12 protein-coding genes and 1 pseudogene are annotated in these 11,085 nt (G+C 36.2%); 5 read left to right on the top strand and 8 right to left on the bottom strand.

From position 1 onward, the window contains the following. Positions 1-1,673 (bottom strand): LTA synthase family protein (locus DMC01_RS07975; RefSeq protein ID WP_185908821.1); only part of this gene is annotated, 1,673 nt, incomplete at its 3' end. A 142-nt stretch (positions 1,674-1,815) separates the two neighbouring features. On the opposite strand from DMC01_RS07975, the gene DMC01_RS07970 reads away from it, so the two are divergent. Together DMC01_RS07970 and flgG are read left to right on the top strand one after the other, a co-directional pair. Continuing rightward, complete coding sequence (locus DMC01_RS07970; protein ID WP_142693712.1) at positions 1,816-2,631, top strand: flagellar hook-basal body protein; 816 nt, start codon at positions 1,816-1,818, stop codon at positions 2,629-2,631. Between the two features lie 8 nt (positions 2,632-2,639). Continuing rightward, a complete protein-coding gene (gene flgG, locus DMC01_RS07965; RefSeq protein ID WP_142693711.1) occupies positions 2,640-3,431 on the top strand; it encodes a flagellar basal-body rod protein FlgG in 792 nt (263 codons plus the stop codon). Between the two features lie 1,037 nt (positions 3,432-4,468). On the opposite strand, the pseudogene DMC01_RS16650 reads toward flgG, so the two are convergent. The 3 genes and pseudogenes from DMC01_RS16650 to DMC01_RS07960 all read right to left on the bottom strand — a co-directional run. Continuing rightward, a pseudogene (locus tag DMC01_RS16650) lies at positions 4,469-4,704 on the bottom strand (IS1595 family transposase); the annotation flags it as partial. Positions 4,705-4,899: 195 nt separating this feature from the next. Continuing rightward, positions 4,900-5,043 (bottom strand): hypothetical protein, encoded by a 144-nt coding sequence (locus DMC01_RS13495; RefSeq protein ID WP_185908820.1) that lies wholly within the window; start codon positions 5,041-5,043, stop codon positions 4,900-4,902. A 480-nt stretch (positions 5,044-5,523) separates the two neighbouring features. After that, positions 5,524-6,276 carry a class I SAM-dependent methyltransferase gene (locus tag DMC01_RS07960; RefSeq protein WP_142693710.1) on the bottom strand — a complete coding sequence of 251 codons (753 nt, stop codon included), beginning with the start codon at positions 6,274-6,276 and terminating at the stop codon, positions 5,524-5,526. Between the two features lie 482 nt (positions 6,277-6,758). Here DMC01_RS07960 and DMC01_RS07955 point away from each other — a divergent pair, with 482 nt between their 5' ends. Next, a complete protein-coding gene (locus DMC01_RS07955) occupies positions 6,759-7,025 on the top strand; it encodes a hypothetical protein (protein ID WP_142693709.1) in 267 nt (88 codons plus the stop codon). Between the two features lie 72 nt (positions 7,026-7,097). Here DMC01_RS07955 and DMC01_RS07950 read toward each other — a convergent pair whose 3' ends face one another. Together DMC01_RS07950 and hypD are read right to left on the bottom strand one after the other, a co-directional pair. Next, positions 7,098-7,310 carry a hypothetical protein gene (locus tag DMC01_RS07950; RefSeq protein WP_142693708.1) on the bottom strand — a complete coding sequence of 71 codons (213 nt, stop codon included), beginning with the start codon at positions 7,308-7,310 and terminating at the stop codon, positions 7,098-7,100. A gap of 361 nt (positions 7,311-7,671) precedes the next feature. Then, entirely contained in the window at positions 7,672-8,760 is a 1,089-nt protein-coding gene (hypD, locus tag DMC01_RS07945) for a hydrogenase formation protein HypD (protein ID WP_142693715.1), read from the bottom strand. Between the two features lie 539 nt (positions 8,761-9,299). Between hypD and DMC01_RS07940 the strand changes: the two genes are divergently transcribed. Both DMC01_RS07940 and DMC01_RS15980 read left to right on the top strand, forming a co-directional pair. Beyond that, entirely contained in the window at positions 9,300-9,479 is a 180-nt protein-coding gene (locus tag DMC01_RS07940; protein ID WP_142693707.1) for a hypothetical protein, read from the top strand. 39 nt (positions 9,480-9,518) lie between these two features. Then, entirely contained in the window at positions 9,519-9,653 is a 135-nt protein-coding gene (locus DMC01_RS15980; RefSeq protein WP_282432286.1) for a hypothetical protein, read from the top strand. Positions 9,654-9,774: 121 nt separating this feature from the next. Here DMC01_RS15980 and DMC01_RS07935 read toward each other — a convergent pair whose 3' ends face one another. Together DMC01_RS07935 and hypB are read right to left on the bottom strand one after the other, a co-directional pair. Beyond that, positions 9,775-10,059 carry a HypC/HybG/HupF family hydrogenase formation chaperone gene (locus DMC01_RS07935; protein WP_142693706.1) on the bottom strand — a complete coding sequence of 95 codons (285 nt, stop codon included), beginning with the start codon at positions 10,057-10,059 and terminating at the stop codon, positions 9,775-9,777. Then, on the bottom strand, positions 10,059-10,997 hold the full coding sequence (gene hypB, locus DMC01_RS07930) for a hydrogenase nickel incorporation protein HypB (RefSeq protein ID WP_142693705.1): 939 nt from the start codon (positions 10,995-10,997) through the stop codon (positions 10,059-10,061). Before hypB ends, DMC01_RS07935 begins: the two co-directional genes overlap by 1 nt. Positions 10,998-11,085 lie beyond the last annotated feature (88 nt).

Genomic DNA, 11,085 nt, shown 5'->3' with positions numbered 1-11,085 from the left:
CTCTTAATAAACTCGCCAAAGGCATTGCTAGCATAGCTAAATGCACTTAGGCTTTTGTGAATTTTTTCCCTACTTTCTTGCGAGAAAAAGGCTTTTTTGCTTTCTAGCTTGTAAGATGGTGCTTTGAAATTCAAGGGCAGGGAGTAAGGTGGGTGATTTGAGGTAGTTAAAATCACTATAAACAAAGGCTTTGTAGCCTTTGATAGAAGCTCTAATGCAAATTTATAGGCAAATTCATCGCCCACCCCATACACACTTTGAAAATCCTTGCTTTGTGGGTAATGCCTTGTTAAAAAATTACTATCATACACGTCATTAACGCCAAGAGTATTCATATAATCTCCTAAATTTTGCCAAGCTCTGTTTCCTGAGGTTATGAAAACTAGCTCATAGCCTGCCTTTTCATAAGGCTCAAAGGGAGTTAAAGGAAGAAGCTTATTTTTCACGCTGCTAAGGCTTAAATTTGCACTAGGTGAAAGAAAAAATAGAGAGGCAAAGCTAGGTGCTGTGCCATTTTGAGCCGATAAAAAATTCACAAAGGTGAAATCTTTTTGTCCTTTTTGCTTTATCTTGCCAGCCTCAAAGTGCGGACGAAAGCTCATTAGTAAATCAAAATCCTCCTCATCATCAAGTAGCAATAAATTTGTCCCAAAGCTTTCCATTAAAACCACCACTACATTAGGCTTTGCGTGAATTTGCTTTGGAGCATTTGTCCTAAAAATAGGAAAAAGCTCCTCTTGCAAGGCTTGCAACTGTGTTTCATTGATAGGTGCAAAGCCTTCTTGTGCCTTGTAATGCTGGCAAGCCCAAGCAAAGGCGATGATGGGGTTTGTAGCTATGTGATTTATTAGCACATTTGTGCTGATGTGATGCTCATCCTCACGCAGAGGAAAGGTGCCAACACTACCACGAGCACCGATAAAAACAAGAACAAAAAGCATTAAATTTGCTAAAACTACGGTAGCAATGGTGCTTGTTTTCATTAGCCTTGAATTTTTGCTTGAATTCTCATAAATCTTGTTTAAATTTAACTCAATTTGAGCAAAAAAATTGGCATTTAAAATTTTCTTGCCAAGCCTAAAACACAGATAGGCAAAGATAAAACTTGCTAGTAAAATTACGGTAACAGGATAATCTTGCCACATTATTTTAAGTATAGCCTCTGTGTCATCATCTTTTAAGCCAAAGATGAAAATGTCAATCTTTGTGTGATAGGTCTTAAAATAGTAAAAATTCACAAAGGCACTCAAAGCGATTAAAAAACTCGTTAAACCTACGAAAAAAAGCGTGAATTTGTGGATAAATTTATCGATTTTTAGGCAAAAGCTGCTCTTTTTGTTTGGTTTTAAATTCTGGCTAAAATTTTCTTTTTCAAATGCCCCCCCTGTCGTCATTTTAAGCCTAGCCATAAAGACTGATTTATTAAGGCTTGCCAAAAGCGAAAGCAAAAGCAAAAAGGCAAAAACAACACAAATAGCCCTTAAATCCAAACGAAGCCCCATCACAAACATAGGCAAAAAATTTGCATCTAAGATTTTAAGCAAGGAAAACTCATCAAGGCTGTAAAGGCTAAGGCACAAACGCATTATGAAAAAGCAAAGTGCATAAACTGTGCTTAAAACAAAGCCCAAAAGAATGAAATTTTTGTAAGAAGAAAGATCATTTTTTGTCATCACAAGCTTCCTTTGTATAAAAGCTAAAGTATAGCCTTTTTTTAAAAACATAGGCTAAAAATTACTAGTCTGTGTTATAATTAAGAAATTTTTGGAACGCTCTTTGCTTTAATGAGTATAAATTTAAACTTAGGTAAAGACTATGCAAAATGGATATTATCAAGCCACAGGCGGTATGATTACCCAGCTAAACCGCTTGGATCAAATAGCGAACAATCTCGCAAATGTCAATACAAGTGGCTTTAAAAAAGATGATGTTGTGGTGGGGGATTTTAAGAGGGTGTTTAGAGAGGTGCAAGAGATCCTGCCTGTTGATGATCATACAAGGGATGCTGCTAAGTTTATAAACTCAAGCATAGACAGAGTGCCTCAGATAAATCAAACCTACACAGATTTTAGCCTAGGCACTCTAAAATTAACGGATAATCCCTTGGATCTAGCTATGGTTAGGGATGACACCTTTTATCTTGTCCGCACAAACAATGGAGAAATAAGGCTTACAAAGGATGGCAACTTCCAGCTTGATAGCGATGGAATTTTGGTAAATAAACAGGGCTATCAGGTTTTAAGCAGCAATTATTTTAACAATCCAGAAGCAGATGCTATAATTATACCTGAGAATTCAAGCTTTGTTACAGTTAGTAAAGATGGAGACATACAGGCTAATGGAGCCGATATAGCAAGGCTTTACATAGCCCAGGTCGATGATATAAGAGCCTTGGAAAAGGACGGTGATAATACCTACCGCATTGATAATCTAACAAGAATTAGAGATCTAGATGATTCAAACTCAGTTAGACAAGGCTACTCTCAAGGATCAAATGTAAATCCCGTCATAGAAATGACAGGGCTTATAGAAGCACACCGTATGGTTGAAATGTATCAAAAGGTGATGAGTTCTCATATGGACGATCTTAATCAAGAAGCCATTAACAAGCTTGCAAGTGCTAGTAGATAGGAGTTAGGATGTTACGGTCATTATACACAGCAGCCACAGGAATGTCGGCTCAGCAAAAACAAATCGATGTTGTATCAAACAATATCGCAAATGTCAATACTGTTGGCTTTAAGAAATCTCGTGTTGAATTTGCCGATCTTTTTTATCAGGTGATGAAATATGCAGGCACTTCAACCTCAGCCACCACCTTGCATCCCTCAGGCATAGAGGTGGGACTTGGAGTGAGAACAACTGCTATAACAAAGGTCTTTGAAACAGGCTCATACAAACAAACAAGCCCAGATAACTTCGATGTGGCCATTCAAGGTAATGGCTTTTTTCAAATTCAACTTCCTGATGGCACCACAGCCTACACAAGAAATGGGCAATATACAAGAGATAGCGAGGGAAATATAGTAAATGCAGATGGGTATTTTCTCTTGCCACAAATGACCATACCAGAGGGTGCTGTAAATCTTAGTATAGCCCAAGATGGCACAGTTTCAGTGCAACTTGCAGGTGAAACCGATGAGACTCAAATAGGACAAATCGAGCTTGTGAATTTCATAAACCCAGCAGGACTTCACTCAATGGGGGATAATCTTTATTTAGAAACAGGATCAAGCGGAGCACCTGTTGCCGGTGTAGCCGGACAAGACGGGCTAGGCGTGATTAGACACGGCTTTGTTGAAATGAGTAATGTCCAACTTGTTGAAGAAATGACAGATCTAATCACAGGACAAAGGGCTTACGAGGCTGGTTCAAAGGCGATTACTACAAGCGATGAGATGCTTGCCATAGTTAATCAGCTTAAAAGATAGCTTGATTTAAAGGCCTTTTAAGCTTATGAGCTAGCTTAAAATTCAAGGATGAATTTAAAAAAGCTTTGTTTTTTGAAAAGCAAGATGTGAAAATTAAGAAGGGACTAAAAGTATTATTAAATGCTGAATTTTAATCTCTTTTGTCATTGTTACCTTGCAAGACAAAGGAAAATCTTTTTGAAATCTTTTATCTGGCTAGGAAAAGATTAAGGCTCTTTGATTTTAGAATAGTTTTTTGAATTTAAGCCTTAGTTAAATTTAAAGGCTTATTGAATTTAAGAACTAAATGATTGATGAGGGTAAAATGTAACAAAAGATTTAATCAATTTTAAGCTTAATTAAGAAGGGAGAAAATACCACAAAACAAGTTTTTATGGCTTAAATTTAAAACTAGCCAAACATTAAAACAAATTTAAATTAACAAGGGAGAAAAACTTTACAAAACAAGTTTTTATGGCTTAAATTTAAAACTAGCCAAAGACTTGATTTAAGTAAAACTAGCTTACAAAGCCACTAACTGAGGCATTCACTATCCTTGCTCTTCTTTGTGAATGCTTCTGTTAGTGCCTTTGAATTTTAAACTAAGATTTTAAACTTTATTCAAGCCTTTCATCTTATAAAACCTAAAATTATCAACAAAGCATTCAAAAAAGACTAAATTAGATGAGAGCTCTATTTTATGATATGAAGACTAAACTGAAAGCGAAGTGTCTGTTAAGCTTTACAAAAATGAACCAAGCTTAAAATAATCCCTCTACGAAAAGTTGAAAAGACTTCTTTGCAAACTAAATCAAGGACATTTTCAAAGCAATCAATTCTACGCCAAAGCTCTTGCTTTAAAAAATCAAATATTTTTTATAAATTGCAACACAGTTTTTGCAAAGTTTGCACTACAAACACAGCTAAATAAGATGGCTTAAAATGCTTTAAGCCAAAGACAACTTAAGCGAATTTTTTCTTATCAACTTTATTAAATTTCGATAAATATTTTGTCCTAAATTTTTAGCGTTATATTTAAACTTTGTTTGTTTTAAGGTTCAATTAAACTTAACAGAATTTTTTCTTATCAACTTTAATAAAATTTGATAAAGATTTTGTCCTAAAATTTTGTCTTAATTCTATTTCTTTTAAGTGAAGGATAAAATTTTCTCTTTTAGCCATTAAATTTGGCAAGTCTAAATTTAGCAAAACCCTAAAAATTCACAATCTAATTAATATGATTTCGCCCATTTGCAAACTCATTTGCACTATGTTTTACAAAATCTTGAGCCTTTGTGTCTTCTTGCAAAGACATAAGCGAGATAAAAAAATCACAAAGTTAAGTTTGACAGTATTCTAACTGTCGCTCTAAGCTGTGGCATTTTTTAAATTTGCAAAGTTTCTTATGATAGGCATTAATTCTTTTGCAAGGCAACATTTAATAATCTACATATAAATGTGCTTTGATTTTAAAGCCCCTTGCTAACAGTTACAATAACACCAAATGAAAAATAGTTTTCTTGTAAGCTCTGTGTCCATGTTTATTATGAATTTTTTTGTAAGCCCTATGTCCAATTCTATCACACACATACCTTATCTTATTATCAACTCTGTATCCAAGCTTATCACACATAGGTCTTGCCTTTATACTCGAAGTTGTGAGCACAAGGAAGCAAAAAATAATTCTCATTCAAGCTCGCCTTTGCTAAAAACTTGCTTCTTTTCTTAAGTGGTAGTGGCTTTGGCTCTCTTGCAAGAAACATCCTTCTAAAAAAAACTTCGTTTTTGCTGATTTTTTACACTATTTGACTATCAAAACCTTGCTAAACCATTGCATTTATGCAAGGGCAAGAAAGCTTGCAAAAATGGCGATCTTGCTTAGGCAAAGATCAGCACAAAAGCACTTTAAGCCTTGCTTAAGCTCAAAAAGGCTCTTATCTTAGATAAGTTGCACGGTAATTTCCAGTGGCTATAACTGCATTAACCCTAAGGGCAAAGCCTCTTTAAGATACATTTTATCAAGCCTTAAGAGATAGTTTTAGCTAAAAGATCAATCAATTTTTATCAATGCAAATTCAAGCTGCTATTTCATCTCAAAGAGTCTGAATGTTTTTCACGCAAATTTTGAATTTTCCCATAGCATCACAGCTATATCGGGTGCATTTGGCATTCGTGTAATGCAAAATACCAGCTTTAAATCAAGCCCAAAAGGCTCTTGTCTTAGATCAATTGCACGGTAATTCCCACTAGCTATATCTGCATTAACCCTTTGTCCGGTGTCATTTGTAATCAAAGCAAATTTATACCTAGGCAAAATGCCTATGAACTCTTGTATCTTAGCGTTTGGAAGGTGTTGTAAGACATCTTTGCAAATTAGCAAATCAGCACTTACCAACTTATCAAAATCTCCATCATAAAGGATGAAATTCACATTTTCTTGCTTAAAACTAGCTAAATTTTTATCAATTACTATGCTTGATACATCAAAGCCCTTGTAATCAATATCTGTAAAATCGATATTTTGCGAAAACTGCCAGTCTCCACAGCCGCAATCAACCACAGTTTTGATCTGCTTTTGCTTAAAAAATTCTTGCAAAAACTCCACATAAGTAGCACATAAACTAGCATCTGAGCCTGGACCTGAGCCCTTGCCCCAGTAATTTGTCTTATAGATGGTATTAAAAATTGCACCTAAGTTATGGCTATTGCTTTGTTTAAGAAGCTCGTTTATGAAGGCACTTTGCTTTTCAAGTGTAGTAAGGCGGGTGTTGATTTGAGTAAGTGAGTGTAATTGAGAGTTTATCTTATCAAGTGTGTTAAGCTTTGTATTGAGTTGATTAAGCTTGGTGTTTATTTCATTAAGCAAGTTAAGACGGGTGTTAATCTTATCAAGTGAGCTTATAACCCCCCCCCCCCCCGTTTATACGAGAAGATCTTCTTGCCAAAAAGATAAAAAACTTGCTTATTTTCTACCCTTTTTGTGTGAAAAATTTTCATTTATATCCCTTTTTTGTTGTTGAAAAATTCTTATGTATAAGATCAATTAGCTTTTTGAAACTGTGAATTTTTTGATATTTTTGCAAATTTTTTCTAAGAAATTCAAGCCTTTTTATGCAAAAATTCACAACTTTTATCAAAACTTACTAAAATTGATAAAAAAACATCTTATTTAAAATATCTTGAGCCTAAAAATACATTTGAGCCTTTAAAAAATGGCGATTGATGCGTGGTAGCTAAAATGAGCTAAAATTTTCCTAAGCCATTTTAACAACATTTTATACAAATTTTCATTCTCAAGCTTGATCTTAGATCTAAATTCACTCAAAATGCATGAAAAATTGCCTTGCCGTGAAACCCCCTAATCTAACCTTTGCAAAGCCTCTTCTACTTGCAGTTGCGAGTATAACGAAGCAAAAAATCCACAATTTTGTTGATATGATTTCATCCGTTTGCAAACTCGTTTTTGCTATGCTTTACCCTACAATGAACCTTTGCACCTTCTTGCAAAGTTGCGAGTATAACGAAGCAAAAATCCACCAAGCCATCATAAGCTTTGAGGCTGTCGCTGTAAATCTCGCACTCGTTAAGCTTTGCAAAGTCCCTTATAATAGCTAATAGCTCTTTGGCAGAGCAAGTGTTTTAGTGTATAAACATTAGCCTAGCGTTTTAGCATCCCTTCTCGCAGAGTTACAAAACGCGTAGCACAAAGTAAAACCTTTTACGACCAGCCCCACATCCACGCATTCGCTTTGCCCCTTCTACTACGCAGTTACTAGCCAAGCATTGTAAAAAATAACTTTCACCAACTTCAATCTCAGTGCTAATTTTGTAAAAAAACTTCGTTTTGCTGATTTTTAGCACTCTTTGGCTATCAAAAGCCTTATTTATTGCATTATTCACACAAGGGCGATAAAGCTTATAAAAATGGTGATTTTACTTAGGCAAAGATTCAAAAAATACTCTAATAATTGCTAAAATTTTAGCTCAAAAATTTAGAACAAAATCTATTTTACCAAGCTTTTAGATCTAAATTGTATTAGCTAAAAGCATTAATTGCCTTTTTGAAACTGTGAATTTTTTGATATTTTTGCAAATTTTTTCTAAGAAATTCAAGCCTTTTTATACAAAAATTCACAACTTTTATCAAAACTTACTAAAATTGATAAGAAAACATCCTATTTAAAATATCTTGAGCCTTTGAAAAGCATTTCGAACCTTTACAAATGCCAAAATTCACAAAAATTCACAATTTTGCTTAACTTCAATTTACCTTCGCATATTTATAATAAGCAGCACATGCCCCCTCGCCTGAGACCATACAGCTACCAATAGGACTTTTTGGCGTACATGCCTTGCCAAAAACCTTGCAATCAAGAGGCTTTGCAAGTCCTTTTAAAATTTGCCCACAAATACAAGCCTTGCTTTCTTTCTTACTTTCCACAGTGCAATCAAAGCATTTTTCAGCATTTAGCTCGTCAAATTCAGCCCTAAGCCTTAATCCGCCATTTTTTATCATCCCAAGCCCTCTAAATTCAAAGTCGCAAGGCTCAAAATATTTCCTTACAAGCTCTTGTGCTACCACATTTCCTTCCTTGCTAACAGCACGGGTGTATTGATTTGCCACCTCGAATCTGCCCTCATTAAACTGTCTGACGCATTCTAGCACACTTTGCATTATATCCACAGGCTCAAAGCCACTCACCACTATGGGAGTTTTGAATTTTTTTGCCAAGGGCTCATAGATCTTATACCCTGTAATCACGCTTACATGAGAGGGTCCTAAAAAGGCATTTATCTTTGCCTCGCCAAAGCTCATAATGGCATCGATTGGCTCGGGTACCACTATGTGATTTATGTGAAAAAAGACATTTTTTAAGTTTGATTTAAGCACTTTTTCAAGCAAAAGAACAGTCATAGGAGTGGTGGTTTCAAAGCCTATGGCAAAGAAGATGATCTTTTTGTTTGGATTATCTTTGGCAAGTTCAAGCACCTCCAAAGGCGAGTATAAAGCCCTCACATCAGCACCCTTTGCACGAAGTTCAAGTAAGGAAATAGTACTTCCTGGCACCCTTAGTAAATCCCCAAGTGTGCAAAAAATGACATCAGGCATATTTGCAAGCTTGATCGCCATATCTATGCGAGGCCTAGGCATAACGCACACAGGACAGCCTGGTCCGTGGATGAAATTTACGCTTTTTGGCAGTATGCTTGGTAGGGCAAATTTCATAATGCTGTGCGTGTGTCCGCCGCAAATTTCCATTATATTAATGGGCTTTGTGGCTTCTTTTTCTATGAGTTTAGCAAAGGCTAAAATCGTGTCTTTGTCTCTGAATTCATCGATGAAGTTCATTTGTTTTCCTTGATTTTTGTATTTCTCTTGTGAATTTTGGCGCTTTTTGTGGGCTTTTTTCACAAGGCTTGGCTTTGGGCTATAAAATAATTTTTGCGGACTTGGCAAACCACTACCGCTTCTAGACAAGTGTGCGTCCGCAAAAATTATTTTCTAACTCGAAATCCTGTGCCTTTAATTTTACACGAAAAATTCACGTTTTTAAGCAAATTTGTGAATTTTGGCTTGAAATTTAGTAAATTTTGTAAAAATCCACGCATTTTGCGTGAATTTTCTTTGAATTTTTGCCTAAAATTAACAGCAAGTGCCAAAATTAAAACGAAAATTCGAGCTTTTTTAGAGCTAAAATTCACAACTTCACTCTAAGCTAAGAAGAAAATTTAGGCTTTTGCCTAAAATTTCTATTAAATAAAGGGTGCGGTATTTTGGATGAGAAATCTATTTTGTGGGGTGAATACTATACTGAAAGAAAAGCGTCTGTCAAGCCTCACAAAATAGATTTATCGCCAAAAGACGAACCAGCCTTGTGAATTTATGGATTGCCACGACTTCGCAAAGCGAAGGCTCGCAATGACGACCCGCCCCACCCAACGGGTTGTAAGCCTTGCGAAACAAAAACTCCCTCCGCAAGGGAGGGTTTAAACGGACTTACTGCCTTTCGTAAGCAAAGGTGGCTTAAAAAGTTCTACACTCTCGCAAAACGAGAGTGGGACTTTTAGGGGCAAAAAGCCAAAGCTCGCCATAAAAAAGTGAGGGTTTTGGATTGCCATGCCGACTTTTTGTCGGCTCGCAATGACTACCCACCCCACCCAACGGGTTGCAAGCCTTGCGAAGCAAAAACCCATCCGCAAGAAAGGGGGACTTTTGGTTTGAATTCTCCCTCCGCAAGGTAGGGCTTTATGGGTTGCCATTTCGCAAGGGAAGGACCTTAAAAGGAAAAACCTCCGCAAGAAAGGAGCCTTTATCTTAAAATTCAAAAAACTAAAAATCAAAAAATTCACAAAGGACTAATTCTCACCCTCTCATCAAGGCATTTAGACCAAAATCCCCCTCACTCTCATCTATCTCCCCACTTTGCATAGCACTTACTATTTCTTGATAAGCCTTTATGCTTTCTAGGGCAAATTCCTTGTCTATCTTTTGCATAGCCACGCCCACGTGAATTAGCACAAAGTCCCCTACTTCACAGGGCTCAGAGATTAGATCCAAGCTCACACGTCTTTTTATGCCCAAGGTTTGCACTAAGGCACTGTTTAACTCGTCTATTTCTAGTATCTCAGAAGGAATGGATAAACACATTAGCAAAGCTCCTTTTTAAGATTTAAAAATCTAAGCCAAAGATCTAAATTCGTGCCGTTTTTAGCATCTAGCACTATGACATCTACCTTTGGATTAAGTTTTTTGCACTCTTTTATGGCTTTGTCCGTGTTAAAATCAAAGTGCGGTGCTAAATCTGCCTTTGAGATTACCACTAAATCAGCCTTGCGAAACATTACAGGGTATTTAGCAGGCTTGTCATCGCCTTCTGTAACGCTTAAAAGCACGACATTTAAATGCTCTCCTAAATCATAACTTGCAGGACACACTAAATTGCCAACATTTTCTATGAAAAGCAAGTCGGTGTCATTTAAATCCAAATGATGCAAGGCATTATGCACCATAAAGGCGTCCAAATGACAGCTTTGTCCTGTGGTGATTTGATAAGCCTTTGCACCCGCTTCACGCACACGTTTGGCGTCATTTTCAGTCTCCAAGTCGCCCTCTATAACGCAAATGTTGAATTTTTCTTTGAGTGCTTTGATCGTGGCTTCTAAAAGCGTGGTTTTACCACTGCCAGGTGAGCTCATTAAATTTAGACATAGCACCTTGTTTTCATCAAAATGTTCTTTGTTGTGTCTTGCCTGTGTGTCATTTTTACTCAAAATCTTACCTATTACCTCAATGGTCTTATCCTCTTTTAGTGTGGGATGGGCGTGTTCAAAAAGTTCTTTGTAAGAATGTGAATGACTGTGTAAGCTATCTTCGTGCGAGCGTGTATTTTCTTGTGTTTGTGAATTTGTGTGAGTGTGTGAGTGGCTATCTTCGTGTGAGTGTGTGTGAGTATCTTCGTTTTGTGAATTTAGAGGATATGAAATTTGATCACCCTTACTGTGAGTATGATCTGCATTAACGTTTAAATGCCCTTCATTTCTTGCCTTGTCTTTTAAATTTATGCTACAACCGCAGTGCTTACACATCTTTAATCCTTGAATTTTTGCATTATTATAATTGATTTTTGCATAATTTGTCAATAAAAATGTAGTAAAAATGTGAAATTCACGCAAA

The sequence above is a fragment of the Campylobacter troglodytis genome (assembly GCF_006864425.1).
Lineage (GTDB): Bacteria > Campylobacterota > Campylobacteria > Campylobacterales > Campylobacteraceae > Campylobacter_D > Campylobacter_D troglodytis.
The sequence above is the reverse complement of the archived record's forward strand: the minus strand, read 5'-3'. Positions and strand labels throughout refer to the sequence as shown.

What these genes read in the sequence shown, in the direction of transcription:
- DMC01_RS07970 (WP_142693712.1), top strand. Translation starts at nt 1,816, where the DNA reads ATGCAAAATGGATATTATCAAGCCACAGGCGGTATGATTACCCAGCTA.
- flgG (WP_142693711.1), top strand. Translation starts at nt 2,640, where the DNA reads ATGTTACGGTCATTATACACAGCAGCCACAGGAATGTCGGCTCAGCAA.
- DMC01_RS13495 (WP_185908820.1), bottom strand. Translation starts at nt 5,043, where the DNA reads ATGTGTGATAAGCTTGGATACAGAGTTGATAATAAGATAAGGTATGTG.
- hypD (WP_142693715.1), bottom strand. Translation starts at nt 8,760, where the DNA reads ATGAACTTCATCGATGAATTCAGAGACAAAGACACGATTTTAGCCTTT.
- DMC01_RS07935 (WP_142693706.1), bottom strand. Translation starts at nt 10,059, where the DNA reads ATGTGTTTATCCATTCCTTCTGAGATACTAGAAATAGACGAGTTAAAC.
- hypB (WP_142693705.1), bottom strand. Translation starts at nt 10,997, where the DNA reads ATGTGTAAGCACTGCGGTTGTAGCATAAATTTAAAAGACAAGGCAAGA.